Raw genomic sequence first — 26,303 nt, 5'->3', positions numbered from 1 at the left:
ACCTCCGAAAAGAAAACCACCAGCACGGTTGCTGGTGGTTTTCAATATTGTTTTAAACTCGCCATGCTTCTTCTTTGACCAGTACTTCAATGCGTTTCATTGACCCCGGTTCGAAGCTTTCAACTGCTGTTGCCGCTTCTTCCAATGCTTTTGAGTAACGGAGCTGTCTGAACGACTCTTCCGCTTCCTTCAACTTGGCATCCATTTGCGGGTTTGTTTTGCGGAAACGGTTGCCGTACTGAATAATGCGTTCAATAAGAAGTACGTTTTCAATCATTTCAGCTGACTTCTCTTCAACTTCTTCGATCGATTGTTCAGCATTCATCACATAATTGTCAACCAGTTTCATGTTCAATGGAACTTCCTGCAAGCTTTGCATCGCTACAAACAACTGCTCTTCCGCTTCTTCCAACCGGACATCCATTTCTTCCGGAATGCCTGGTGTATTGGCTTTGTGCAGCATTCTGTCTGTTTCCTGCAAGCGGCGTTTCAAGTCTTCCACTTTTCTGCGTGCTTCATTTTCGCCAATCCGCAAGCTCTTCAGTGATTCTGTGAAATCATGCTGGGTGACATCGATCTTCGCCAACTCTTCTCGAATATAAACCAGTTCTTCTTCCAGGTTCGAATACGCGGACTGGTCTTCTTCTGTCCGCGATTTGAACAAATCAAACCGGCGGTTCAGTTCTTCCAATTTTTCCAGGCAAGCCTTCGGGATGGCCGCATCGCTCTCGGAAATCTTATAGCTCTGCTGAACAAACAAGCATTCATCGTGCATATCGCGCGCATCACGGTTAATGAGTTCCAAATGCCGTCCGGTTTCCGCTTTGTAGTAATCCACGAAATGCTTAGCTTTCACTTCTTTTTCCAGAATTTCATAAAACGAATCAATGCGTTCTTTCATCTCTTCTGCTTTTTCTTTTGTTTCATCTACATTCAACCGGGCAACTTCTTCTTTCATCCCGACAAGTTCGTCTTCCATTCTGTCCAGTTGGCGCGTCAGTTCCAAATGGTTCAAGTAATAGGACTGGCTTTCCATTTCACGGATGCCGTTGCGCAATTCATTGATATAGGAAGGAATCTTCGAATTGATGTCTGTCAACAGCGCAGGAATTTCATCGATTAACGAGAAAACGTAATCTCCTTCTTCTGAAAGGCCCATAACGGTTGTCCGTGCTTTCAAGTAATTGCCTTCCGCTGTCAAACGGTCGTATTCCTCAAACAACGGCGAGAAAGCCTCCAGCTTTTTCTCCAAAGGAGCAGCTGCTGCACCGTAAGAATGCTGATGCGCCAATAAATTCTTCCGCGCCAGGCGGTATTGGTCTTTCATGACATCCATTTCGCTGCGGTTTTTCTCTTCACTGCCGATCAATTCTTCAAGTTCACTTAAAATCTCGTTCATATGGCGGTCGACATCATCGATGCGGACTTCAATGTCCTTTTCAAGCTCTGTAGCTTTTCCGAATCTGAAGCGATTAATCGCATCGTCTGCATCAAACAGCAACGCATCAATTTTCGGAATATGTAAGTCCATAATTTCCGTCCATATCTCACGCCAGCGCTCGAACATCTCTTCTGTCTGGCCGTTCATGTTCAATTGTTTTACTTTCGTCAATTCTTCAAGTATTGGTTTGTTTTGTATTTGCAGTTTTAACTGTTCCAAGCGTTCAATTTCCGCGTTGTGCTTCTTGCGAAACAACAAGCCGACGACAATTATCGCTAATAGAATGATGACCGCAATGATGATATACTTCATCATAAGTCATTTAGCCCCCTGTTCCAAAATCACATTTCCTTTTCTATATAAATGTTTTACATACTTCTGCTATTTTAACATGTATTCGATTCTTTTGTTTGTGAAATCGAAGAAAAGAGTGAAATATTTTCAAATCTGAAGAAAGTTGGTGCTTCAATGAAAAGAGATGGACACATTCATACCCCTTTTTGCCCTCATGGCACAAAAGATGAATTGCGTGCGTACATAGAAAAAGCGATTAGATCCGGTTTTGGCGATATTTCCTTTACCGAACATGCGCCTCTCCCCTCTTCTTTCGCAGATCCGACTCCCGAAAAAGACAGCGGAATGAGTTTAGAAACTTTGCACCTTTATTTAGACGCCATCAAGCAGGCTAAAGATGCCTATAAGAATGATATCCAAATTCGCGTCGGATTGGAAGTGGACTATATCACCGGTTATGAAGCGGAAACCCGCTCTTTTCTTGATGAATATGGACCATTGCTGGACGATTCGATTTTATCGGTTCATTTTTTGCGTTTAGGCAGCGACTATTTCTGCATGGACTACAGCAAGGAAGTTTTTATGGATATAGCCCGTCAAGCCGGTTCAGTGGAAGCCGTATATGAACTGTACTACGAAACTGTTGAAGCTTCCATCATCGCTGAGCTTGGACCTTTTAAGCCGAAACGCATCGGCCACCCGACGCTAGTCCACAAATTCCAGCTTGCGCACGGTGAAAAAATCGATGACGACCAGCATATCAAGCGCGTCCTCGAAAAAATTGCGGAAACAGGCTATGAAATGGATTTGAACGGCGCCGGCTTCTCGAAACCCGATTGCCTTGAATCTTACCCTCCGCAGCGCTATATCCCTTTTGCCGAGTCGCTCGGCATCCCGTTCGTCTTCGGCTCGGATGCACATAGCGTCAATGGCTTGCATAAGCATTACGAGAAACTTTATAATAAGTAAATCATAAAACGAAATGGGGCTTCACTATGTTTTCTCAAACAACTTACAGCGGCTCAAGCCTGGATCAATACACCATGCTTGGCAAACAATTGGATGCGCTTCTCGAAGGCGAATCCAATCTTGTCGCTAACTTAAGCAATGCTTCCGCTTTGCTTAACCAATTTTTAGAGCGCATCAACTGGGTCGGTTTTTATTTAATGGAAGATGGCGAACTGGTCCTCGGGCCATTCCAAGGATTGCCGGCGTGTGTGCGGATCCAGGTAGGCAAAGGCGTATGCGGAACCGCAGTGGCAGAAAAGAAAACGATGCTCATTGAAGATGTCCATGCGTTTCCTGGCCACATTGCCTGCGACGCAGCTTCCCAGTCTGAAATTGTCATTCCGTTGATTAAAGACGGCAGCGTGATCGGCGTCCTGGACATTGACAGCCCGGAACTCAGCCGCTTTACAGCTGAAGACCAAGAAGGCCTTGAACTCTTTACCGAAGTATTAATGAAGCATCTATAAAATTGAAAATGCCCGGATCTCCTAACTTGAGATCCGGGCATTTTTATTATGCTTCCTGCAATTTCGGCTTTACGGCTTCAAAAGCTTTTGTCAGATCTGCAATCAAGTCATCCGTATGCTCAAGGCCAACAGATAACCGCATCAGCGATTCGGTAATGCCCATAGCTTCCCGGCTCAGCTGCGGCACCACCGCATGGGTCATCGAAGCCGGATGTTGAATCAGCGTTTCTGCATCTCCCAGGCTGACAGCAATTTTCACCAGCGACAATGCGTTCATAAAGGCCTGCGCTTCTTTTTTCCCGCCTTCAATCTCAAATGAAATCAATCCGCCGCCGTCCCGCATTTGGCGCTTGGCGATTTCCATTTGCGGGTGATTTTCATCAAATGGGTAATATATCTTCTTGACCAGCGGTTCCTGTTTCAAGAAAGCAAGTACTGTCTTGGCATTGGAAATATGCCGGTCCATGCGGACATGGAGCGTTTTTAAGCCGCGCAGCAAAAGCCAAGCATCGAATGGCGACATGATCCCGCCGACATCTTTCTGAACGGTCATGCGGAGCTGCTGCATTTCGGCCCCGTCTTTGCCAACCAATATTCCCCCGACCACATCCCCATGGCCGTTCAAATATTTCGTGGCACTGTGCAGGACGAAGTCCGCCCCCAATTGAATCGGGTTCTGCAAATAAGGTGAGCTGAATGTGTTGTCAACCACGACACGCAGCCCGTGTTTTTTGGCGACTGAAACCACCGCTTCCAAATTGACGATTTCCATCGTCGGATTGATCGGTGTTTCGACATAAATGCAGACCGTTTCCGGACAGAGCGCTTGTTCAATTTCCTGCTCGGTCGTCATCGAAACCAAATTATGTGTAATGCCGTATTTCTCTTCCATCATCTCAAGCAGCCCGAACGTACAGCCGTAAATCCCTCTTGAGCAAAGTACATGGTCCCCTGCTTTCGTCAGATAGATCAGCGAGGCACTAACTGCTGCCATTCCTGACCCAAAAGCGAGCGCCCCTTCACCGTATTCGATTTCCGCCATCCGTTCTTCCAGCACACGGACTGTGGGATTTCCCAAACGGGAGTAAATATTGCCTTCGCAATTTCCGGCAAACCGGTTTTCTCCTTCTTCAGCACTTTCAAAAGCAAAAGTTGACGTTTGATAAAGCGGAGTCGCTAAACTGTCATGGTGGAGCGAACTTTTGTATCCTTTGTGGACAACTGCTGTTTCCATATTAATTTCTGGCTTTTTCATATTTATACACCCCTTACTCAAAATAGAAAGCGCTTACATCCCATCTCTTTCCATTCTACCTTGAATGATAAAAAAAAGAAAGCCGCCCTTTTCGAACACCTTTCTGTAATTGTTGACTTATTGCCTTCAGTGCGGTTATACTATAATTTGTGTAAAATAATCGCAGCAGTTGTATGTGCGGGTTTGTCCATTTTGTTCCTATTAGCTAATAAGTAGGTGTATCGCGTAACTCTTGGCTGCTGAGCGAAGGTACAAGAATATAAAATGGCTTACAGCATGAATACAATTGGTTTTTATTTTACTTCAAAAACCAACAATAGAGGAGGAGACATATATGTCTCGTTATACAGGTCCAGCATGGAAACAGTCTCGCCGCCTAGGAGTTTCTCTTAGCGGAACAGGCAAAGAACTAGAAAAACGCCCTTACGCACCAGGTCAACACGGTGCTAACCAACGCAGAAAAGTTTCTGAGTACGGTTTGCAACTTCAAGAAAAACAAAAACTTCGTTTCATGTTTGGTGTAAACGAACGCCAATTCAAAACTTTATTCAACAAAGCTGGTAAAATGCCAGGTAAACACGGTGAAAACTTCATGATCTTGCTTGAAGCTCGCCTTGATAACGTTGTTTATCGTTTAGGTCTTGCGCGCACTCGCCGCCAAGCTCGCCAATTGGTAAACCACGGCCACATCCTTGTTGATGGCAAACGCCTTGACATCCCGTCATACAGCGTAAAACCAGGTCAAACAATCGCATTCCGCGAACGTTCAAACAACCTTGATGTCGTTAACGAAGCAATCGAAGTAAGCAACTTCGTTCCTGAATACGTATCAATCGACGCTGAAAACAAAGTAGGTACTTTTGTACGCTACCCAGAACGCAGCGAATTGTCTGCTGAAATCAGCGAACAGTTGATCGTTGAGTACTACTCACGTTAATCTTTTGCTTTTAAAAGCCCCGAAACGGAAAACCGTTTCGGGGCTTTTTCGATGCCGTAAAAAATCCTTCGCCGATTCGGCAAAGGATTTTCAAGACTGCTATTGCACAAGCTGGACACCGTTCTCTTTCAAAGCCTGGGCAAGTGAATTATACACTTCGATATCCGTGAATTTGATGCCGAGATGCACCGCCGTTTGTGCGATAACCGGACTGATGCCGGATAAAGCGGTTTTGACGCCGATGATTTTCAAACCGGTAATCAATTGGAATACTTGCTGCGCGACCATCGTATCAATGATCGGCACACCGGATAAATCGACGACCAGCCGCTCCAGATTATGCTTGGCGCACTGTTTCAAGGTTTTTTCAAAAATGATTTGAGCCCGGTGTGAAGTGATCTCTCCCACCAGCGGCAAGAATCCGGAGCTTTTCGTCAGCAGAATCACAGGCGCACTCATTTCCACAATCATCTGTTGCTGGGTTTGCAAGCGCTCCTGGGCGACTCTTGTGTTTTGCGCAGTAAATTCAAGAATCACTTTTCCGATGGTTTCAACGATGGCCAGATTCCATTTGCTCAACTGATCAAAAGTAACTTCTTCATGATGCTGGGAAGCATATTCTGCAATCGTTTTAAGATATTGCTGCTGGGTACGGAAAAATTCCTCGATAACCACGACGATCGGTGTTTTTAAATGCCCGTCATCTGCAGCAATTTCCTTAATCCAATCTTGAAATTCCTGCGAAAAGTCCTGCTGATCTTCGGAAAACATCGAACAGAACAACACATGAAAATCATGATTCTGGCGTTTAAGATTTTCTATTTCTTCGGGATTTTTTGTACTGTAAATCCCTCTTTGGTTCTTATCCAATGTTCTATACCATTGTTCAGTCATTTCCCATGTACGTTCACGCAGATATTCATACAGTTGTTGATTTTCCACCATTTTCTCTTCCTCCTGCCCAAGCCTGCAACTTCCCCGGCTATTTTGCCTGTTAAAGCCGGTTGCAGCCTGCCCTCAACTACTTATTAAATATCATAATACATTGGCCTTTGGCTTGCATTCATTCGCTCGAAAAATTTACTATATTTCAACATATTTGAAGATTTAGCTTGTGCCCGTTTGGTTCTCCAACGCTTTGTGCTAAACTGAAAAAAACGGAGGTGCAACTATGAGAATCATTTCAATATGCCCCAGCAATACCGAACTGCTGGCTTTTTTAGATGCAGAAAATTTACTGGTCGGCATCGATGATTATTCTGACTGGCCCGGCCAAGTCACTGCCTTGCCGAGGCTCGGCCCTGATTTAGCGATTCGGATGGATGAACTGGAAGCATTAAAGCCGGACTTGGTTCTTGCGTCACTCAGCGTACCCGGAATGGAGAAAAACGTAGAAGAGCTGGTCCGCAGAAAAATCCCGCATTTGGTGTTAAATCCACAAACACTTGAAGAAATCGGTCAGGATTTATTGGCTGTTGGACAAGCCTGCGGCATCGATGCGCACCCGGTACATACGGAATTTTTGGCAGTCATCGAAGACATCAAGAACCGTTCATCATTAGCAGAGAGCCGCCCGTCACTTTACTGGGAATGGTGGCCAAAGCCCGTTTTTACTCCCGGCAACGTAAACTGGCTGACGGAAATCAGCGATATTACAGGAGCACGCAATGCATTTGATGACGTCGCTTCCGCTAATTTCCAGACAGACTGGGAAGATGTACGGCAGCGTGACCCTGACTATATCCTGCTTGCCTGGGTCGGCATCATGACTTCAAAAGTGAAGCCTGAACTGGTCCGAAAACGGCCCGGCTGGAATGAAATGAAAGCTTATAACCACATTCACATCATGGAGGAAGAACTGTATTGCCGCCCTTCTCCCCGCCTTATCGAAGGAGCTATCCGTTTGGGTAAACTGATCCACCCTGAATTATACGGCGATATGGAGTTGCCGCGGTTTATACGTGAAAAACAAATATAAAAAGGCGAACCCTGAAATACGGGTTCGCCTTTTGCCTTTAAACAAATTACAGCCCCGCTTGCCCTCTTTTATTCGGACGGCCCAGATCGTCATCTAATCCGGCATCGCTGTCACTGCCCAAAGTTGAGTTGCGGTCGCCCCTGATAGTGGAACTGCGTTCATCGCCAATAAGCGGGTCCTGGTTATGGTTAAGCGCCGAACTGTCGCGGATCAGCCCGTCTTGCGCGTCGCGCTCACTGATATAGGTTTCGCTGGTAGTGCCGGCATCGGCATTGCTGCTGCTGATATATGCGTCCTTTGTTGAACCGATATCCGCATCTCTGCCGCTTGATGACTCGAAGGAATTGCGGTTATCGCCAAGGCTCGAATTGCGGTCAATGGAATCCGAACCTCTCGTAATTCCCGAATTTGTCCGGTCCGTTGTATAAGTTTCCCGCACTACTCCCGGACGTGATTCCTGTCCGCTGATGAAGCTGTCGCGGTCATTGTGGTCCGGAATGGCGCTATTGCTGTCATCCACCAATACTAGAATACGGCCTTCTTTAAATTGTGTTTCATATTCCTGAGCTTCTTCTTCCGGAATTCCCATACCGATTAAAGCACCGGCGAGTCCACCGACTCCAGCACCTGCTGCAGCTCCCGTGAGCCCGGCCACAATCGGTCCGGCAGCTACAATCGGTCCAATTCCTGGAATGGCAAGCGCTCCGATGCCGGCAAGCACACCGCCCAATCCGCCAAGAGCCCCTCCTGTCACAGCACCGGCAGCGGCGCCTTCTCCGGCATGCGTTCCGGTTTCTTCCGTTACATTACGTATTTCCTCTTTGTCTTTGCTGAGAACCGAGATATCCTCTGAACGATATCCTTGTCTTTTAAGGTCTTCAATTGCATCGATTGCTTCATTCTCAGAATGGTAAGAACCAATTACTTTTGACATTCTTAAACGCCTCCTCAGTTTTAGAGCAATGGAAATGCTACAATTTCAAAATACCCTTCTGCCCTGCCCTTAAACATGAAACGTTTTCTTCATATTGCTGCGGCATTAAGTTCCTGTAACTTTTCTTTAACACTTTTCGTCTATTGCTAAAAATGGAGGAGTGATTTTTCTGATCAGGAATTTTGCGATTCTGTTGTCTGTAGTTTTATTGTTCATAGCCTACAACTATATCGCTTCTCCTCCAGTACCTTCCGTTAAAGCTGAGGGCAGGATAGTCTCAATAACGCCAGGTTCTTACTGCTGGGAAAGCAACTGGAACGCTCAATGCGTCGACATGGCGTATGCAAGTGTTTGGGAACAAGGCAGCGGCAATTCCGCCTTTTCAATAGAAGTAAAATGAAAAGCAGCCAGGAAATATCCCGGCTGCTTTAGTCATTTCTTCTATTTATTGAAACTGCACCATATGGTATTTTTTCTTGCCGCGGCGGACAATGGCAAAGGCATCTTCCAGCCGGTCTTTCTCGTCAATGACGTATTCCAAATCGGTCACTTTTTCACCGTTCACTGAAATGGCGCCGTTTGTCACATCTTCTCTTGCCTGGCGTTTTGAAGACGAAATGCCGGCTTCTACAATCAAGTCGACAATGCTTTTCGGCTCTTTCACCATTTCAACAGAAGGCACATCTTTAAATGCCGCTTTCATTTCTTCAGCAGACAAAGCTTTCAAATCCCCGCTGAACAATGCTTTGGTGATGCGCTGTGCATCTTGGAGCGCTTCTTCACCGTGGATCAACTTCGTCATTTCTTCCGCCAGAACCGTTTGTGCTTTACGCAAATGCGCTTCTGTTTCCACTGATTCTTGCAATGCTTCAATTTCTTTACGCTCCATGAACGTGAAAATTTTCAAGTACTTGATTACGTCGGCATCCGCCGTGTTAATCCAGAACTGGTAAAACTCGTACGGCGAAGTCTTCTTCGCATCAAGCCATACGGCTCCGCCAGCCGTCTTGCCGAATTTCGTGCCATCCGCTTTCGTTACCAATGGAATCGTAATGCCAAATGCTTTTGCTTCTTCATCGTGTGTTTTGCGGATCACTTCAAGGCCTGAAGTGATATTCCCCCATTGGTCCGATCCGCCGATCTGAACCCGGCAATTGTAATGATTGTATAAATGATTGTAGTCTATCGCCTGGATGAGCGTGTACGTAAACTCGGTGAACGAGATGCCGCTTTCCAAACGGGAGGCTACAGATTCTTTTGCCAGCATGTAATTGACGGAAATCAGTTTCCCGTAATCCCGCAGGAACTCGATGACGCTCATCTCGCCGATCCAGTCGCGGTTGTTGACCATACGAGCTCCGTTCTCTGAGTTAAAATCAAAAATACGTTCCATTTGAACTTTGATCGCATCTACGTTTTTATCAATCTGTTCAGTAGATTGCAGCTGGCGTTCTTCGTTGCGGCCAGACGGATCTCCGATCATCCCGGTCGCTCCGCCGACAAGCAGAATCGGCTGATGGCCGTGCATCTGGAAACGCCGCAATGTCAATAAAGGCACAATATGCCCAATATGCATGCTGTCTGCTGTTGGATCCACTCCGCAGTACAAGGAAATTTTTTGTTCCTCCAATAATTTCGCCATGCCTTCTTCATCAGTCTGCTGGTATAGCAGACCCCGCCATTTTAAGTCTTCAATCAATTCGTTGCCCATTCCAATTCCTCCTCAATGAAAATAAAAAAGCCCCTGCATGAATTTCATGCAGGGACGCTTTTGCGCGGTACCACCCAGCTTGGAGACTTAAATCTCCCGACTTCATGTGCCGTACGGGGCACTTCCGTAAACTCCAAGCCTGTAATTCAGCCGCTGCGTTTTGACCGGTTCACACCTTCCACCGGCTCTCTGGACAAAGTTCGCACGCCCTACTTCGGACTCTTCTTCGTTTGAATATGAAAATATATTAGTTAGTTTACTTCAATCTGGCATATTGTCAATCTTTTTCGTTGCAATTCACAGAATATGCTATAATAAAGCCAGATTTAGGAGGATGATTACAGTGCAAGATAAGGTGAAAAATGTTCTCAGGAAAACTGAAGAAACTTTAAATAGATGGACCTCCGCAAAGTGGTATAAACGGCTAAGCATCACGACAAGCGTCTTTTGGAACTTGGCCATTCTGCTGGCGATTATACTAGTCGCGGGCGGTGTATTTGCCGCTTCTGTCGGAGCCGGTTATTTTGCTTCTTTAGTGGACGAAGAAAAACTTCGGACCCCTGATGAAATGCGCGGAGAAATTTACAGCTACGAAGAAACGTCCGAGATGTTTTTCGATAATGACGTCTATATCGGAAAAATCCAGACTGATTTGGAACGCAAAGAAACCCAATTGGACAAAGTTGCAAAAACAGCGATTGATGCAGTTCTCGCTACCGAAGACGAGTACTTTTTGGAACATGAAGGCATTGTGCCAAAAGCGATCCTTCGCGGATTGTTCCAGGATGTATCCAATTCCGATAGCCAGACCGGGGGATCTACGCTGACCCAGCAGCTGATTAAAAACCAGATTTTGACGAACGAAGTATCCTATGAACGGAAAGCAAAAGAAATTCTGCTTGCCATGCGTCTTGAGAAATTCATGTCTAAAAATGAGATCATGGAAGCTTATCTGAACATCATCCCTTACGGCAGAAATTCTTCCGGCGCCAACATTGCCGGCATTGAAACTGCTGCGAACGGACTGTTTGATAAATCGGCGAGCGAATTGAGTTTGCCGCAGTCAGCATTTATCGCCGGAATTCCAAAAGCTCCTTTCCGCTATACCCCTTATTCTTCAGGCGGTGAGTTAAAAAATGCGGAAGGTTTACAGCCTGGCATTGACCGGATGAAAACAGTATTGTTCCGCATGAAAGAAACCGGCTATATCACGGAAGAAGAATACAATCAGGCGGTTGCCTATGATATCGTGAAAGATTTCCGCAAAGATGAACAGCGTTCATATGAGAAATATCCGTATATCACCGTCGAACTTGAAAAACGGGCATCACGCATCATTATGGACGTGCTTGCCGAGCAAGATGGCGTTGATCCAAAGACCCTGGAAGAAAACAACAAAATTTACGAGGAATATGCAATTTTAGCTGACCGGGCAGTCCGCTCAAACGGCTACCGCATTCACTCGACCATCAACAAAGATTTGTACGATGCCCATGAAAAAGCGAAAAATGCTTACAAAGGCTACGGCACGACTTTAACGGTTGAGTCGACCAATGAAGAAGGCGAAGCCGTCATGAAAGAGCTTCCGGTCCAGGTCGGCAGTATGATGATTGAAAACAAAACCGGCCGGATCTTAAGCTTTATCGGCGGCCGTGACCACGCTGTGGAGAAATTGAACCACGCGACGCAAGCTTACCGTTCCATCGGCTCTACCGTAAAGCCTTTGCTTGTATACGGGCCAGCACTTGAATTTGGCGCAATCGGCGCGGGCAGCCCCGTAGTCGATGTAAAATTCACTTTAAATGACAACGGCAAGGCTTGGACGCCTGCCAACTTTGTTCCGACGAGCGAGCAAGGCATCATGCCGGCGCGCGATGCACTGGCACAGTCCCAAAACTTGCCTGCCCTCCGCCTATATGGCCAAATTAGAGAACAAATGCCGATCAATTACTTGATCAATGCCGGTTTCTCTACAGTCGTTGAAAATGAAAACTACAATGCTTCCGCTGCTCTAGGCGGAGGGATTGAAGGTTCTGTAGAAGAATTGACAAGCGGTTACGCTACTGTCGCCAATGGCGGCAAAAAAGTGGATCCGTTCATGATCGAACGCATTGAAGACGCGGATGGCAATGTAGTTTTTGAACATAAAGCCGAGGAAAAAGAAATTTACACGCCTCAGACAGCGTACATCTTAACGGATATGCTGCGTGATGTATTTGACACGGATCGCGGTACCGCCAACCGTGCAAATGGATTGCTGGACTTTAATGCTGACTTTGCCGGCAAGACCGGTACAACTCAAGAAACAAGAGATGTTTGGCTGGTTGGGTATAACCCGAATGTCACGATGGGTGTTTGGCTTGGCTATGACAGAGAAAAATACTCTCTTGATAATTTCCGAAATACCAATTTACAGCCTTCCGTCCGTGTTAACCAATTGTGGGCGAGCTTAATGAATACAACTTATCAAACGGCTCCGGATGTAGTCGGAGCTAAAGAAACATTCAAAGCACCAAAAGGCGTCGTCACTCGTTCGTTCTGCAGCATTTCAGGCCTTGCACCAGGCGGCGGCTGTTCATCAGCTGGCCTAGTCGCATCTGACTTGTTCAACGAAAATGTCATGACCCCGAAAAAAGCGGATGACAGTTTGACTTCCGGATCTTATACAACCGTCAACGGCAGCCGTTACTTGGCTCTGGACAGCACGCCAAGAGAGTTTGTTACAAGCGGCGGCGCTGGAGTGTCAAAAGCATATATTGACCGCATGCTTGCACCATTCGGCGGAGATGCCGGCAAGTTATTCCCTGGAAACTCCAGATTCTCTAAAGTCGTTTCGGGCGCTACATTGAAACATGATGGCGTTGCACCATCAAGTGTCAGCGCCAGCATTAGCGGAACAACCATCACTTGGAGCGACTCCCCTTCCAATGATATTGTGGGATACCGGGTATACCGCAGCGGCGGCAGCTCTTTAGCTTCCATCTCTGAATCACGCGGCAATTCCTTTAAAGTTTCGGGGGCTGGCAGCTATTATGTAGTAGCTGTCGATATCACCGGCAAGCAGTCTTCTGCTTCTAACACGGTGAGTGTCGCAGCACCAAAACCGAAACCAGCGCCAAAAGAGGAAGAGAAAAAGGATGAACCGGCTGCTCCACCGGCAGATGAACCAGAAGAACCAACCGAAGAAACACCGGATGAACCAGCAGAGCCAGAAGAACCTGAAGAACCTGAAGAACCTGCTGAAACGCCGGATGAACCTGCTGAACCTGAAGAACCTGCTGATGAACCTGCTGAACCAGAAGAACCTACTGACCCATAAGGCGAAAACACCAAAAGAACCCCCAGCTGAAAAATCAGCTGGGGGTTTTTTCGGTTTCTTAATCTTCCATTGTAGACAAATCGCCTGTTGGCAAATCCAATTCCCAGGCTTTTAGAACCCGGCGCATGATTTTACCGCTTCGCGTTTTCGGAAGCTTGTCTTTGAACTCGATTTCCTTTGGAGCAGCGTGTGCAGCTAAGCCCTTTTTCACAAATTGCTGGATGTCTTGAGTCAATTCATCCGATGGTTTGTAGCCTTCGTTTAAAGCGACAAACGCTTTAATGATTTCTCCGCGGACCGGATCCGGTTTCCCAATGACCCCTGCTTCTGCAACTGCCGGGTGCTCAAGCAGCTTGCTTTCCACTTCAAATGGGCCTACGCGTTCACCCGAAGTCATAATTACATCATCAACTCGGCCCTGGAACCAGAAATAGCCTTCTTCATCCATGTATGCCGAATCTCCGGAAACATACCATTGGTCGTTCAAGAAATACGATTCATACTTAGACGGATTGTTCCAAATCTGGCGCATCATTGAAGGCCAGCCTTTTTCAATGGCCAAGTTCCCCATCTGGTTTGGCGGCAGTTCTTTGCCTTGATCATCCACGATAGCCACTTTGATGCCAGGAACCGGTTTCCCCATCGATCCTGGCTTAATCGCCATTGAAGGATAGTTGCAGATAGTCTGGGCTCCTGTTTCTGTCATCCACCACGTATCATGGATCCGTTTGTCGAATACTTGGACGCCCCAGCGCACAACTTCAGGGTTCAATGGTTCTCCGACAGACAAAACATGGCGCAGCGTCGATAAATCAAACTCTTTCACTAACGCGTCCCCTGCTCCCATCAGCATACGGAAAGCGGTCGGCGCACTGTACCAGACTGTAACGCCAAAATCTTCAATGGCTTTATACCAGCCTTCCGGAGAAAAGCGCCCGCCTAAAATGACCGTTGTGGTTCCAGTCAGCCAAGGAGCGAATACGCCGTAAGCCGTTCCAGTCACCCAACCCGGGTCAGCTGTGCACCAATAGATGTCCTGCTCCTGAAGGTCGAGCACCCATTTGGCTGTCTGATATTGCTGCACCATGGCATATTGTGCATGAAGAACGCCTTTTGGCTTGCCGGTAGAACCGGAAGTATAATGCAGAACTAGCCCATCTTCTTTATCGAGCCATTCAATATCGAATTGGTCAGAAGAACCGTTTATATGCTTCATGAAATCGACAGTCTTTCCATCTTCTTCAATATTCTCACCGACTAAGAAAATAGTCTTTAAGTTTGGCAAGCGGTCATACGGGACCCGCGGCAACAGTTCCGGCGTCGTAATGATTGCCTTGGCATCGCTGTCGTCCAAACGGTCATAGATTGCGCCTTCCATAAAGGCTTCAAACAATGGTCCGACAATTAGGCCCATTTTTAACGCACCGAACATGGCAAAATACAGCTCAGGTGAACGCGGCATAAAGATAAACATGCGATCCCCTTTTTCCAGTTCCGAATGCGCTTTCAATAAATTAGCAGCCCGGTTGGTCATACGTTTCATTTCATAAAACGTATAAGACTCGTGGCGGTTCTGATCTTTGTAATAAAGAGCTACTTTGTTTTTGCGGTCAGATTCAGCATGGCGGTCAATGGCTTCATGAGCCATATTCACTTTGCCAGTCTCATACCAACTGAATTCCTTTTCCACTTCAGCCCAATCGAAGGCTGCTGCAATTTCTTCATAATTATGTAGATGATGCTCCCCTTGTGTTGCTGGAATTAATTCCACTTTCATCCAAATCACCCTTTCGCATAGATTCTCTTCCATTCTACAACATTCTGACAATTTAATGCGAATAATTTTAACTTTTTAGAAAACTGCCTGTTTTTGTTAATGTAATTTCACTACTCTACTTCCTTTTCATGTATAATGTACCTAATTGTACCCAACAGGCGGTGAAATGATGGAACATAAAAAAACGTATAATGCCATGGAGTTAAAGACAAAGCACGGCACAATCATCATTGAAGGGCCGATTCCATCCAGCGAATTGAAAGCGCTTGATTTCCATGAAGACCTGGTAGCGTTTCGGCAACCTGAACAACAGCATAAAGCCATTACAGAAATTGCCGATTTGCCTGAAGGCCGGATTTTGATAGCCCGGGACCAAAACATGATTGTCGGCTATGTCACTTTTCTTTATCCCGATCCACTTGAGCGTTGGTCAGAAGGGAAAATGGAAAACCTTATCGAACTTGGTGCCATCGAAGTCATTCCTAAATTCCGCGGCACAGGCGTCGGAAAATCCTTGCTGAAGGTGTCGATGTTGGATGATGCATTCGAAGATTTCATTGTCATAACCACCGAATATTACTGGCATTGGGATTTAAAAGGAACCGGCTTGAATGTCTGGGAATACCGAAAAATCATGGAAAAAATGATGCAGGCCGGCGGGCTTGAATATTATGCAACCGATGATCCAGAAATCAGTTCCCATCCCGCTAATTGCCTAATGGCAAGAATCGGCAAACGGGTCGACCCTGAATCCGTCCAGAAATTTGATCAGCTTCGTTTTATGAACCGTTATATGTATTGATATGAAATAAGGGGTGTTTCCATGCTAATTGAAGAAATTATGAAAACCGATGTATATACGCTGCAGCCTGGCCAAACCGTCCAGGACGTTGTCGATTTGTTTGAAGAAAAGCGGATTCGCCATGCACCTGTTGTAGATGGCGGAAAAGTCGTCGGCGTGGTAACTGAACGGGATTTGAAGGATGCATTGCCTTCCCGATTTTCTGTATCACCTAAAATTAATGCTTACGAAAAACTGGTTTCTGAAATCATGGCAAAAAATCCGATTACCGCGCACCCGATGGATTTTGTCGAAGAATCCGCTTTGATCTTTTATGAGCAAAAAATCGGCTGCCTGCCTGTAGTCAGCCAGGACAAATTGGTTGGATTCCTCACCGAAACGGATTTATTGTATAAATACATTGAATTGACGGGTGCCCACCAACCCGGTTCCCATATTGAAATCCGGGTGCCTAACCGTTCCGGCATTCTTTATGAAGTTTCAAAAGTATTCTATAACCAGCACGTCAACGTGTTAAGTGTACTTGTCTACCCCGATAAAAAAAACAGCTCCAATAAAATTCTGGTTTTCCGTGTACAAACCATGAATCCGCTAGCCATTATAAACGACTTAAAAAAAGAAGGTTTTGATGTCTTATGGCCAAACACACCACAAATGAACGAATAAAACATGCTGTTTTTGTCTATTCAGAAGATCAATTGGGGTATAAATTTTCTGATACGCATCCCTTCAACCAAAAAAGGCTGGTATTGACGATTGATTTGCTCCGTAAAATGAATGCGCTTCCAGAGAATTTAGTGGTGCCGGCGCGTGTTGCTACCGACGAAGAGCTCATGCTTGCCCATGACCCGCGCTACATAGAGATTGTAAAAAAAGCGAGCCGAGGCGAAATATCTCCGGAAGCGGGCGAAAGCTACGGCATTGGAACGGAAGACACACCCATCTTCGAAAACATGCATGAAGCAAGCGCCCGGCTAGTCGGCGGCACTTTGACAGCTGTGGATTACGTCATGGAAGGAAAAGCCCAGCATGCCTTAAACCTTGGAGGTGGCCTTCACCACGGATTCCGCGGAAAAGCCTCTGGTTTTTGCATTTATAACGACAGCTCAGTCGCCATTAACTATATGAAGAAAAAGTACGGGGCCCGCGTGCTTTATATCGATACCGATGCCCATCATGGAGATGGTGTTCAATGGTGCTTTTATGACGATCCCGATGTTTGCACCGTATCGATTCACGAAACCGGCCGCTACCTGTTTCCTGGCACCGGCAATATCAATGAACGCGGCAGCGGCCAAGGCTACGGCACTTCCTTCAATTTCCCGATAGATGCGTTTACGGAAGACGAATCTTTCCTGGAAATCTACCGGACAGCGATGAAAGAAATTATCGAATTTTTTAAACCCGATGTGATTCTGACCCAGAATGGTGCTGACGCCCATTATTTAGACCCTCTAACCCACCTATACGGCACGATGAACATTTACCGGGAAATCCCCAGTATTGCACACGAACTGGCTCATGAGTACTGTGAGGGCCGCTGGATTGCTGTAGGCGGCGGCGGTTATGATATTTGGCGTGTCGTTCCAAGAGCATGGTCTTTGATTTGGATGGAAATGAACGATATGGCCTTGCCGACAGGCGATTTGCCGGAATCCTGGCTTTCCAAATGGCAGCCGGAATCTCCGGTGCCGCTTATCGGCACGTGGGAGGATCCGGCCAATATGTATCAGGCCATTCCCCGCAAAGAAGAAATTACCGATAAAAACCATCAAATGCTGAACAAGGCTTTGTACATGATCCGCAATGCTTAATTGAAAAAGAAGCTATCCCAGATCTTTCTGGGATAGCTCCTTTCGGTTTAAGCGTTTTTCGTAGACGCGCGTTCTTCGATCCGGTATGGAAGAATGACCTGATTTTCTTCAATCTCTTCCCCGTTCATGTATTTTGTCAAAAGACGCATGGAAACGGCTCCGATATCATAAAGCGGCAAAGCCACTGAAGTCAGCATCGGTCTCGCCATACGCGCTAATTTGGAATTTTCATAGCTGATGATTTCAACATCTTCAGGAATCTTTTGGCCGTTCGCTTCTACGCCATGAATTACGCCAATCGACATTTCATCGTTGCTGACAAAATAAGCCGTTGGTTTATGCGGCGCCAAAGTATTCACTGCCTCAATCGCTTCATCGTATGAATTATCACATTCAATCACAAGCTGCTCATCAACTTCGATGGAGGCATCTTCCAGCGCTTTTCTGTAGGCTTTCAACTTGTCTTTATTGACTTTCGAGCTGAATAATCCTGAGACAAAAGCAATTCTTGTGTGGCCATTGTCAATCAGTTTTTTCATTGCTTCGTATGCTGCCCCGTAATAATCGATGTTTACAGAAGCGATTGCATTGGAATCGTCAATCGATCCAGCCAGCACAATTGGAGTTGGAGATCGTTTCATTTCATAAAGAAGTTCACTTGAAATAACATCGCTCATGAAAACTATTCCATCCACTTGTTTCCCTAGCATTGTTTCAAGCAATTGAAGTTCCTTGTTTTCATTCTGATCCGAGTTCGACAGAATGATGTTGTAGCGGTACATTGTGGCAATGTCCTCAATTCCACGGGCAAGTTCGGCATACATACTGTTGGAAATATCCGGAATGATGACGCCGACCGTGGTAGTTTTTTTGCTTGCTAATCCTCTGGCTACTGCATTAGGGCGATATCCAAGTTCTTCGATTACTTTCAATACTTTTTTCCGTGTAGCAGGTTTTACATTTTGATTGCCATTGACTACGCGTGAAACGGTAGCCATGGACACATTTGCTTCTCTAGCTACGTCATAAATTGTAACAGTCACGGTGCGCCCTCCTTTCCTATATCTTTTATCATACGACAAAAACTTTCGTGATATCAACTAAAAATAGGATTGTGTATGATTATACGGTCATTATTTGTCAAACTCCAGCAGTTTCAGGGGAAATTCCTGAAGTTCTCTTCACACTTTATACACAAAAGAAAAAGCCGGGGGTCGCCCGGCTTTTTGGAATTACATTTTCAATTCGTATTGCTTCATGAATTTCATCAAAGCGTCGTAGTATTCGTCGAATTGGTTTAAATCCATTTGCTGGGCTGCATCGGATAAAGCAACAGCCGGATCCGGATGGACTTCAGCCATTACTCCGTCAGCGCCAATTGCTATGGCAGCTTTAGCCGCCGGAAGCAACAAGTCGCGGCGTCCAGTAGAGTGAGTAACATCCACAAACACCGGAAGATGCGTTTCTTGCTTCAGGATTGGAACTGCTGAAATGTCCAATGTATTGCGCGTCGCTTTTTCGTAAGTACGGATGCCGCGTTCGCAAAGGATAATTTGGCTATTGCCGGAAGCGATGATGTATTCAGCAGCATTGATGAATTCATCGACAGTTGCGGACATCCCTCTCTTCAAGAGGACCGGTTTGTTGATTTGGCCAACTGCTTTCAGCAACTCAAAGTTTTGCATGTTGCGGGCTCCCACTTGGACAACATCCAAGTAAGGCAGCGCATCTTCCAAATGATGAGGTGTAACGATTTCAGAAACAACCGCCAAATTGTATTGCTCGGCAGCCGCTTTCAACATTTTCAGCCCATCAAGTCCAAGCCCTTGGAAGTCATATGGAGAAGTACGCGGTTTGTACGCGCCGCCTCGGATTAACCGAAGGCCTTTGGCGCCGATAGCTTCAGCCACTTTAGAGACTTGCTCTTGGGATTCTACTGCACATGGACCAAAGATGAAGGAAGGTGTGCCATCTCCAATGCGTTCGCCGTTAATTGTAATGATCGTATCTTCGGCTTTCTTTTTACGCGAGACCAATAGAGCCTTGCGGTGATCTTCTTCTTGCATATCCAATGCGGATTTGAAGATTTCTTTAAATATATGGTCAACGGTTTTTTGTGCAAGCGGACCGTTATTATTTTCTTTTAACAGATTCAGCATATGGCGCTCACGCAGTGGATCGTATCGGTTTACCCCTTGCTTTTCCTTGATTTTCCCGATTTCTTGGATGACTGCTGCTCTTTCGTTGATAAGAGAAAGGATTTGCAGGTTGACCGCATCAACTTTTTCTCTAAGCTGTTCTAATTCTGAATGGCTCATTCTTTTACTTCCCCTTTCGTGAATCACCTTACTTAGTGAATCATATTAACATAATAGTGTTATTATAAGCAAAGTATTCGATAAAGTCACGCAATTTATTTTAGCGATTCAACGCGCTAAAGTATTTTCCGCAGCAAAAAGCCGAAGCACCAAGGCTTCGGCTTTTCTTTTAAGCGATAAATTCCTGCATCGCTTTGCTTGTAATATCCCCGTGTGAAGCATGCCAATCAACCGATTGATTCGAAAAATGGAACAGCTGCGGCGATTCATGTTTGATTTGCGTCAGCGCCTCAATATTTTTCGACAGTTCACGGTCTTCCTGGACTACCAGAAACAAAAATAATTGGTTAGGATGCAAAGAACAATATTCATTGAACTCATTCCAGGCTGCCGCGGATACTGGGCATGTGCTGCTGTGTTTAAACAGCCAATAATGTTCTGTACCGGACGTAGCCTGTTTTAAACTGTCTAAATCTTGTACACGCACTAGATTATCCATTGGATCCGCTCCCAGATTATTTCGTTGATTTGTTGTTGCCGGAGTTATTTTTGTTAGAGCTGTTGTTTGAGCTATTGGTAGAGCTGTTTTTGTTTGAGTTTGAAGTGTTGCTTGAACTGTTTTTGTTTGAATTTGAGTTGTTGCTGTTTGTGTTGTTTTTGCTGGAATTCGAAGCTGTGCTACTTCCTGTAGTGCCAGAAGCTGTTGAGCTTGTGTTCCCTGTAGAGTAGCCAGTTGAACTGGTTGACCCTGTAGTGCCTGTAGTTCCTGTTGTGCTAGAAATACCGCTTGTAGTAGCCGTGTTGGATTTTTTCTCTTCCTTCACTTCTTCTACGGCTTCTTTTAATGCACTTGCAGTTGAAGCAAATGCTTCGTGGCCAGCTGATTCAGCTTGGTCTACAGAGTTTTGAACTGTATTCAGCATTTCAATCTGTTCTTCGCCTTCTGAAGATGCAGTGCCGTCATCCATTGGTGACTGGCCGCCTTTCAGGCTTTTTGCTTTGTCGACCACTTTAGACGACTGCTCTTTCACCTGTTGGGTCAGTCCGCTTGATTTTTCTTTTACTGTATCCGTGTAGCCGGACGTTTTTTCTTTCAAAGTGCTTGCATGTGTATTTAAGTCCGTGCGCAATTCCTTGCCGGATTTAGGCGCCAGGAATAATGCTGCAGCTGCCCCGATAATACCGCCGACCAATGCTCCGATGATGAAGTCTTTTGATCCAGCTTCTTCTTCATAATCGTATAGATCGTCGTAGCGGTTGCCCATGCCATATGATTGCGGCACGTAGTCCGTTTGGTTAAACGCGCTTTCATTTGCATAGTAAGAATTCTGATTTGTGTTTTGATCGGTTGGAGAATAGTAGTTTTTATTGTATTGAGACTCGTTGTAATTCGGATTTTGGTTGTTGTTATTGTTGTTGCTTTGTGTCATTTTACATTCCTCCATTATTGTTGGTTTTGTTAAATCTGGTCGTTATGCGGCAAGCGCTTTTGCCCTGGAACAGGTGCATAAGATGAAGAAGCGCGTGCTTCGTAAATTTTGCGTTCTTTCCATTTGTCGCGGATGCCCATTACTACGTTGCCCCATTGCACAACTTGAGCGATTTTTTCTTCATTGTCTTCCACTTGTGAAGACACAGTAGTTGTAATGCGGCGGACAGATGAGTTTAAATCTGTTACAGCATTGCCGACACCTTTTACAGCGTCAACCACCGTATTCAATTTTTCAGATTTCACTTGGATGTCTTCTGCCAAAGCATTTGTTTTGTGCAGCAGGTTTGTTGTTTCCAACGTGACACCCTGTAGTTGGTTTTCCAGGCCGGATACAGTGCCTGACACTTCTTTTAAAGTGTTTTTGAGCGAGTTTAATGTCATAGCTAAAGCCACGCATAAAATTAAGAATCCGATAGCGGCAACAATGGCAGCTATGTAAAGCAAAATACTCCAATCCATACTGTTTCCTCCTTCTTTTCACAAACTGTTATATCTCTTTTCTACCCTACCCTTAGTCTGTCTAAACACAGGGTCTTTAGTTTTATTCCACAAAACCGCAGGAAATCCTTCATAAAAAAAAGACAATTTGACTTTAAAGTCAAACTGTCTCCTGAGAAGTAATTAATTTTTCAAAAGCTTCCTGGAACTTGGTAACATCTCCTGCTCCCATGAACAAGTAGACGCCCTGTTCGTGCGAAAGCAAAGGTGATACATTGTCAGCCTGCAGGACGTGGCTGCCTTCGATTTTTTCCACAAGATCCTGGATGGTCAAGGTGCCAGCCTGCTCGCGTGCCGAACCAAAAATATCACATAAGTAAACGTGGTCCGCCCCGCTCAAGCTGTCCGCAAATTCCTGCAGAAAAGTTTGAGTGCGCGTGAACGTATGCGGCTGGAAAATCGCGATTAACTCACGGTCCGGAAATTTCTGGCGCGCCGACTGCAAGGTAGCGCGGATTTCTGTCGGATGGTGTGCATAATCATCGATTAAAATGTTGCCGCCCAGTTCTGTCTGGGTAAACCGGCGTTTTACACCGCCGTAGTTGGACAATTGCTGCTGAATGATATCCGCTGGTATGTTTTCATAATGGCATAAAGAAATAACACCAAGTGCATTTAAAACGGCATGGTCTCCAAACATCGGAATATTGAATGTATGGAAAAATTCATTCCGGATGACCACGTCGAATGTCGTGCCTTCTGTGTCTTTTACAACGTTCCGCGCCTGAAAATCATTTTCCGGGCCGAATCCGTAATAGACAACAGGCACAGGTGCCTGGATTCTTTGAAGGTGCTCATCGTCTCCGCAGGCGATAATGCATTTTTTGACTTGCTGGGCCACTTCTTCAAATGCCTTAAAAACATCATCAATCCCCGTAAAATAATCCGGGTGGTCAAAATCGATATTCGTCATGATGGCATAGTCCGGGTGGTAAGCCAGAAAATGGCGCCGGTATTCACAAGCTTCCGCTACAAAGTAATGGGAATTTTCTTTCCCGAAGCCTGTACCGTCCCCGATCAAATACGACACCGGTTTATATCCGTCAAGCACATGTGCCATCAAGCCGGTAGTCGAAGTTTTGCCATGTGCGCCCGTAATAGCGACTGACACATACTGCTTCATCAAATCGCCAAGAAAATCGTGGTAGCGGATAACGGTCGCACCCAGTTCACGTGCCTTGACGAGTTCCGGATGCTCATCATTAAATGCGTTCCCTGCAATGATGGTCATGTTTTTCTGGATATTGTTTTCATCAAAAGGCAGAATGGTGATGCCCCGTTCGCGAAGACGGTCTTCTGTGAAAAAATGTTTTTCTATATCGGAACCTTGTACGTGCTCTCCCATATCATGCATGATCTGAGCAAGCGGGCTCATACCCGAACCTTTAATCCCGGTAAAATGTAATACTGTCATAAATGAACCTCCTGTGGAAGTTGAAGAATAGTCTATAAATAGCCTTGGGCGGATCTATAGCCGTCTACAAATCGTAATCACTCGATTATACCATCTTTCGAATTTGAGATGAAATAACCGATATTTCCTGTTAATTAGTGAAGAAATGGCATTTATTACTGAAAAACATCAGCCATGTCATCTTCTGTTATTAAAACAGCGCGGGCTTTGCTGCCGTTTTGCTCCGAGATAAAGCCATGCTGTTCAATCATGTCCATCAATCTCGCCGCCCGGTTGTAGCCGATATGGAATTTCCGCTGCAATAAAGAAGTGGATGCGCTGCCTTGCGAAATGATAAAGCGGCAGGCTTCCTCAAACAAGTCATCCTGTACATCTGGAGATTCACTTCGTTTAATAAGCTCTTCTTCTTTAAAGAAGTACTCCGGCTCCCCTTGTTTTCGGACATGCGCAATCACTTCTTCGATTTCGTCATCTGTCACGAATGTGCCTTGGAGGCGCACCGGCGCGGACATGCCGTTTCCAAGATAAAGCATATCTCCCCTGCCGAGAAGCCGTTCCGCTCCTTGCGAATCCAGAATCGTCCGGCTGTCCACTTGAGAGGATACAGAAAACGCAATGCGCGTCGGGATGTTGGATTTGATCAATCCGGTAATGACATCGACTGACGGACGCTGCGTCGCAATGACCAAATGGATTCCGCAAGCACGCGCTTTTTGGGCAATCCGGCAAATGGCATCTTCTACGTCTGATGGCGACATCATCATCAAATCAGCCAACTCATCGATGACAATCAAGATATATGGCAAGTGCTGGGCGTGATCCCCTTTTTCTTTAACCAGTTTATTGTAGCGGTTCAAATCACGGACTCCCACATGCGCAAACAATTGGTAGCGGCGCTCCATTTCCTCAACAGCCCATTTCAATGATGCGGTTGCTGCCTTGACATCGGTAATAACAGGGCTGATCAAATGAGGGATATGGTTGTATGGAGCGAGTTCCACCATTTTTGGATCGATTAATAACAGTTTCAAATCACGCGGCGATGATTTATACAATAAGCTCACCAACAGCGAGTTAATGCATACGCTTTTCCCGGAGCCTGTAGCTCCCGCAATCAGGCCATGCGGCATTTTACGCAAATCCAATGTAACCGGCTTCCCGGTCAAATCGAGGCCCATCGCTGCTTCCAATGGCGATTCCGAATCCTTGAATACCGGACTCCCAATCACTTCGGAAATTCGCACGGGACGGGATTTTCGATTTGGAATTTCAATCCCAATTGAACTCTTGCCAGGAATCGGCGCTTGAATCCGGATATCTCTCGCTGCAAGCGCCAATTTTAAATCATCCGCCAAGTTGCGGATTTTGCTGACTTTCACACCTTGGGCTACGGTCAATTCAAATTGAGTGACAGCAGGACCCTGTACAATGCTTAGAATTGAAGCTTGAATCTGGAAATAGGACAAAGCTTCAATCAGGCGCTCTCCCTGCTCTTCCATCCACGTTTCATCAATCAGATCATTTTCTGGAGGCCGCAGAAAGTCAAGCTTTGGGTATTCGTAAGGCGCCGCCGTTTCTTGTACCGACACTTGAACTGGTTCTTGAACTGGTTCTGCAGGTTGTGATGAAGCGATCACTTCAGACATCAACTGCGTCTTTACGTCCCGTTTTTTAGCGGGAAGCGGTTCAGCATTTTCTGTTGCCGGCTTACGGTCTAGGACCGCTGGCCTTGCTTGGCTGTTTTTTTTTTGGCGTTCTTTATCGGATTTCAGCATCAATACATTGAACGGCACGGTTTTTTCCCGTTTCGTTTCCGGTTTTGCAGCTTCCTTTATTGCTTTCGGCTCAACAGAATCCGGAGTTATTGGCAAGGATTGTTCCACACTTGGCAGTTCCGCTGCCTTTTCAGCTTCAACATCGGGTTGAGCGATAAGATCAGCAGTTTCCCGATTTTCAAAGTTTGTTTGTTGTTGCGGATCTGGAGTTATTTCATTTAATTGCACTTCTTCGGTTTCCGGCTGATTATCTTCGAAAAGCGGTTGTTCTTCAACAATCATGAGTTCCGGAACATGTTCTGCAGCTGGCAATGCAGCTGTTTCGTTAGCGTGTACCGCTGCTTCTTTTTCCATGTTCCGGCTCATGTCCGTTTCGTTAATCCGGATATCCTGAGGCGATTGCTCCGGCTGAATTTTCTTTTCTTCAATCTGAAGCCCTTTTTTCTCTAAAGTACCCAGTGCCGGAACCGAATTTGCATCTCCATAGCCATAGACCGGAGACGGTACACGGGTTGGCTGGAAACTGCGGGTTTTCTTAATCGGCTGCGTGTCAACATGACGGGTTTTCGTGAATTTCGGCGCTTCATACGGCTGAGTTGCCGGACGGGACGGCTTTGGTGATACCGGTCGGGCAACAGGTTGCTGTACTTCTCTTGGGGCTCTCGGCGCCGTTGTTCTCGGAATCGGCTTTTTAGCCGGCTTTGACACCATATAGGCTTCTGCCATAGGCGTTGTTTGTTTTGGTGCATCGTAATCCGGCAAGTAAGGCTGCCCAGGATCATGGCGCCGATTCTGGTTTAAAGCCGGGCTGTGCGGTCTGCGCTTCGGAGCGGTATGAAGAGTCTCCGCTTTTGGTTTTTCCCGCTTCACCGTTTCTGCCAGGCGCCCCCGCGGATTTTGTTTTAAGAAAGCTTCTTTTTCTGTATCGGTTATGACTGGAAAGCGGAACGGCGATTTCTTCGGCCGGACATCGGGTTCCGTTTCCTGCTCCGGAGCCACTTCAATTATTTCTTCATCCGTGTCTTGGAAAAACAAACGATCCCATAGATTTTTAATCCAACTCATTTTG

21 protein-coding genes are annotated in these 26,303 nt (G+C 45.9%); 8 read left to right on the top strand and 13 right to left on the bottom strand.

Translation table 11 applies throughout. From position 1 onward, the window contains the following. Positions 1-52 precede the first annotated feature (52 nt). On the bottom strand, positions 53-1,756 hold the full coding sequence (gene ezrA, locus QWY22_RS07045) for a septation ring formation regulator EzrA (protein WP_300983715.1): 1,704 nt from the start codon (positions 1,754-1,756) through the stop codon (positions 53-55). A gap of 153 nt (positions 1,757-1,909) precedes the next feature. Between ezrA and hisJ the strand changes: the two genes are divergently transcribed. Together hisJ and QWY22_RS07035 are read left to right on the top strand one after the other, a co-directional pair. Continuing rightward, the gene (hisJ, locus tag QWY22_RS07040) at positions 1,910-2,704 is read left to right on the top strand and encodes a histidinol-phosphatase HisJ (RefSeq protein WP_300983714.1); all 795 of its coding nucleotides are present in this window, start codon (positions 1,910-1,912) and stop codon (positions 2,702-2,704) included. Positions 2,705-2,730: 26 nt separating this feature from the next. Then, positions 2,731-3,210 carry a GAF domain-containing protein gene (locus QWY22_RS07035; RefSeq protein ID WP_300983713.1) on the top strand — a complete coding sequence of 160 codons (480 nt, stop codon included), beginning with the start codon at positions 2,731-2,733 and terminating at the stop codon, positions 3,208-3,210. 46 nt (positions 3,211-3,256) lie between these two features. On the opposite strand, the gene megL is transcribed toward QWY22_RS07035, so the two are convergent. Next, positions 3,257-4,465, bottom strand: a complete 1,209-nt coding sequence (gene megL / locus QWY22_RS07030; RefSeq protein WP_300983711.1) for a methionine gamma-lyase — start codon at positions 4,463-4,465, stop codon at positions 3,257-3,259. A gap of 334 nt (positions 4,466-4,799) precedes the next feature. Between megL and rpsD the strand changes: the two genes are divergently transcribed. Continuing rightward, positions 4,800-5,402, top strand: coding sequence for a 30S ribosomal protein S4 (rpsD, locus tag QWY22_RS07025; RefSeq protein WP_036804882.1), 603 nt, complete (start codon positions 4,800-4,802; stop codon positions 5,400-5,402). 99 nt (positions 5,403-5,501) lie between these two features. On the opposite strand, the gene QWY22_RS07020 is transcribed toward rpsD, so the two are convergent. Beyond that, positions 5,502-6,347, bottom strand: a complete 846-nt coding sequence (locus tag QWY22_RS07020; RefSeq protein WP_300983710.1) for an STAS domain-containing protein — start codon at positions 6,345-6,347, stop codon at positions 5,502-5,504. Between the two features lie 226 nt (positions 6,348-6,573). Here QWY22_RS07020 and QWY22_RS07015 point away from each other — a divergent pair, with 226 nt between their 5' ends. Further along, complete coding sequence (locus tag QWY22_RS07015; protein WP_300983708.1) at positions 6,574-7,380, top strand: cobalamin-binding protein; 807 nt, start codon at positions 6,574-6,576, stop codon at positions 7,378-7,380. A 46-nt stretch (positions 7,381-7,426) separates the two neighbouring features. Here QWY22_RS07015 and QWY22_RS07010 read toward each other — a convergent pair whose 3' ends face one another. Both QWY22_RS07010 and tyrS read right to left on the bottom strand, forming a co-directional pair. After that, positions 7,427-8,314 (bottom strand): general stress protein, encoded by an 888-nt coding sequence (locus QWY22_RS07010; protein WP_300983706.1) that lies wholly within the window; start codon positions 8,312-8,314, stop codon positions 7,427-7,429. Positions 8,315-8,759: 445 nt separating this feature from the next. Next, positions 8,760-10,025: a tyrosine--tRNA ligase gene (tyrS, locus tag QWY22_RS07005; protein ID WP_300983705.1), complete on the bottom strand. Its 1,266-nt coding sequence runs from the start codon at positions 10,023-10,025 to the stop codon at positions 8,760-8,762. Between the two features lie 343 nt (positions 10,026-10,368). On the opposite strand from tyrS, the gene QWY22_RS07000 reads away from it, so the two are divergent. Then, complete coding sequence (locus QWY22_RS07000; RefSeq protein WP_436836785.1) at positions 10,369-13,344, top strand: transglycosylase domain-containing protein; 2,976 nt, start codon at positions 10,369-10,371, stop codon at positions 13,342-13,344. 58 nt (positions 13,345-13,402) lie between these two features. Here QWY22_RS07000 and acsA read toward each other — a convergent pair whose 3' ends face one another. Next, the gene (acsA, locus tag QWY22_RS06995; RefSeq protein ID WP_300983703.1) at positions 13,403-15,121 is read right to left on the bottom strand and encodes an acetate--CoA ligase; all 1,719 of its coding nucleotides are present in this window, start codon (positions 15,119-15,121) and stop codon (positions 13,403-13,405) included. Positions 15,122-15,290: 169 nt separating this feature from the next. Between acsA and QWY22_RS06990 the strand changes: the two genes are divergently transcribed. Genes QWY22_RS06990 through QWY22_RS06980 form a run of 3 tightly spaced genes read left to right on the top strand, consistent with a single transcriptional unit; the run spans position 15,291 to position 17,737 of the window. Then, positions 15,291-15,923, top strand: a complete 633-nt coding sequence (locus QWY22_RS06990; protein ID WP_300983701.1) for a GNAT family N-acetyltransferase — start codon at positions 15,291-15,293, stop codon at positions 15,921-15,923. A gap of 21 nt (positions 15,924-15,944) precedes the next feature. Next, on the top strand, positions 15,945-16,589 hold the full coding sequence (locus tag QWY22_RS06985) for an acetoin utilization AcuB family protein (protein ID WP_300983700.1): 645 nt from the start codon (positions 15,945-15,947) through the stop codon (positions 16,587-16,589). Then, positions 16,559-17,737 carry an acetoin utilization protein AcuC gene (locus QWY22_RS06980; protein ID WP_300983699.1) on the top strand — a complete coding sequence of 393 codons (1,179 nt, stop codon included), beginning with the start codon at positions 16,559-16,561 and terminating at the stop codon, positions 17,735-17,737. Before QWY22_RS06985 ends, QWY22_RS06980 begins: the two co-directional genes overlap by 31 nt. A 47-nt stretch (positions 17,738-17,784) precedes the next feature. Here QWY22_RS06980 and ccpA read toward each other — a convergent pair whose 3' ends face one another. The 7 genes from ccpA to QWY22_RS06945 form a co-directional block, all read right to left on the bottom strand. Then, positions 17,785-18,780 carry a catabolite control protein A gene (ccpA, locus tag QWY22_RS06975; protein WP_300983697.1) on the bottom strand — a complete coding sequence of 332 codons (996 nt, stop codon included), beginning with the start codon at positions 18,778-18,780 and terminating at the stop codon, positions 17,785-17,787. Between the two features lie 189 nt (positions 18,781-18,969). Continuing rightward, positions 18,970-20,055, bottom strand: coding sequence for a bifunctional 3-deoxy-7-phosphoheptulonate synthase/chorismate mutase (locus QWY22_RS06970; RefSeq protein WP_036804901.1), 1,086 nt, complete (start codon positions 20,053-20,055; stop codon positions 18,970-18,972). A gap of 169 nt (positions 20,056-20,224) precedes the next feature. Next, positions 20,225-20,554 (bottom strand): bacillithiol system redox-active protein YtxJ, encoded by a 330-nt coding sequence (gene ytxJ, locus QWY22_RS06965; RefSeq protein WP_300983696.1) that lies wholly within the window; start codon positions 20,552-20,554, stop codon positions 20,225-20,227. Between the two features lie 16 nt (positions 20,555-20,570). After that, positions 20,571-21,485 (bottom strand): YtxH domain-containing protein, encoded by a 915-nt coding sequence (locus QWY22_RS06960; RefSeq protein WP_300983694.1) that lies wholly within the window; start codon positions 21,483-21,485, stop codon positions 20,571-20,573. A 29-nt stretch (positions 21,486-21,514) separates the two neighbouring features. Continuing rightward, positions 21,515-22,006 carry a DUF948 domain-containing protein gene (locus QWY22_RS06955; protein WP_036804904.1) on the bottom strand — a complete coding sequence of 164 codons (492 nt, stop codon included), beginning with the start codon at positions 22,004-22,006 and terminating at the stop codon, positions 21,515-21,517. Between the two features lie 139 nt (positions 22,007-22,145). After that, on the bottom strand, positions 22,146-23,459 hold the full coding sequence (gene murC / locus QWY22_RS06950; protein WP_300983693.1) for a UDP-N-acetylmuramate--L-alanine ligase: 1,314 nt from the start codon (positions 23,457-23,459) through the stop codon (positions 22,146-22,148). Between the two features lie 155 nt (positions 23,460-23,614). Beyond that, positions 23,615-26,299, bottom strand: a complete 2,685-nt coding sequence (locus QWY22_RS06945; RefSeq protein ID WP_300983692.1) for a DNA translocase FtsK — start codon at positions 26,297-26,299, stop codon at positions 23,615-23,617. Positions 26,300-26,303 lie beyond the last annotated feature (4 nt).

Origin of the sequence: Planococcus liqunii (assembly GCF_030413595.1) — a bacterium.
Taxonomy (GTDB): domain Bacteria; phylum Bacillota; class Bacilli; order Bacillales_A; family Planococcaceae; genus Planococcus; species Planococcus liqunii.
Note: the sequence above shows the minus strand (reverse complement) of the source record. Positions and strands in the feature narration are given on the sequence as shown.

Excerpts from the sequence above, each read along its gene's own strand:
- ezrA (WP_300983715.1), bottom strand. The coding sequence starts at position 1,756 with ATGATGAAGTATATCATCATTGCGGTCATCATTCTATTAGCGATAATT.
- hisJ (WP_300983714.1), top strand. The coding sequence starts at position 1,910 with ATGAAAAGAGATGGACACATTCATACCCCTTTTTGCCCTCATGGCACA.
- QWY22_RS07035 (WP_300983713.1), top strand. The coding sequence starts at position 2,731 with ATGTTTTCTCAAACAACTTACAGCGGCTCAAGCCTGGATCAATACACC.
- megL (WP_300983711.1), bottom strand. The coding sequence starts at position 4,465 with ATGAAAAAGCCAGAAATTAATATGGAAACAGCAGTTGTCCACAAAGGA.
- rpsD (WP_036804882.1), top strand. The coding sequence starts at position 4,800 with ATGTCTCGTTATACAGGTCCAGCATGGAAACAGTCTCGCCGCCTAGGA.
- QWY22_RS07020 (WP_300983710.1), bottom strand. The coding sequence starts at position 6,347 with ATGGTGGAAAATCAACAACTGTATGAATATCTGCGTGAACGTACATGG.
- QWY22_RS07015 (WP_300983708.1), top strand. The coding sequence starts at position 6,574 with ATGAGAATCATTTCAATATGCCCCAGCAATACCGAACTGCTGGCTTTT.
- QWY22_RS07010 (WP_300983706.1), bottom strand. The coding sequence starts at position 8,314 with ATGTCAAAAGTAATTGGTTCTTACCATTCTGAGAATGAAGCAATCGAT.
- tyrS (WP_300983705.1), bottom strand. The coding sequence starts at position 10,025 with ATGGGCAACGAATTGATTGAAGACTTAAAATGGCGGGGTCTGCTATAC.
- acsA (WP_300983703.1), bottom strand. The coding sequence starts at position 15,121 with ATGAAAGTGGAATTAATTCCAGCAACACAAGGGGAGCATCATCTACAT.
- QWY22_RS06990 (WP_300983701.1), top strand. The coding sequence starts at position 15,291 with ATGGAACATAAAAAAACGTATAATGCCATGGAGTTAAAGACAAAGCAC.
- QWY22_RS06985 (WP_300983700.1), top strand. The coding sequence starts at position 15,945 with ATGCTAATTGAAGAAATTATGAAAACCGATGTATATACGCTGCAGCCT.
- QWY22_RS06980 (WP_300983699.1), top strand. The coding sequence starts at position 16,559 with ATGGCCAAACACACCACAAATGAACGAATAAAACATGCTGTTTTTGTC.
- QWY22_RS06970 (WP_036804901.1), bottom strand. The coding sequence starts at position 20,055 with ATGAGCCATTCAGAATTAGAACAGCTTAGAGAAAAAGTTGATGCGGTC.
- ytxJ (WP_300983696.1), bottom strand. The coding sequence starts at position 20,554 with ATGGATAATCTAGTGCGTGTACAAGATTTAGACAGTTTAAAACAGGCT.
- QWY22_RS06960 (WP_300983694.1), bottom strand. The coding sequence starts at position 21,485 with ATGACACAAAGCAACAACAATAACAACAACCAAAATCCGAATTACAAC.
- QWY22_RS06955 (WP_036804904.1), bottom strand. The coding sequence starts at position 22,006 with ATGGATTGGAGTATTTTGCTTTACATAGCTGCCATTGTTGCCGCTATC.
- murC (WP_300983693.1), bottom strand. The coding sequence starts at position 23,459 with ATGACAGTATTACATTTTACCGGGATTAAAGGTTCGGGTATGAGCCCG.
- QWY22_RS06945 (WP_300983692.1), bottom strand. The coding sequence starts at position 26,299 with ATGAGTTGGATTAAAAATCTATGGGATCGTTTGTTTTTCCAAGACACG.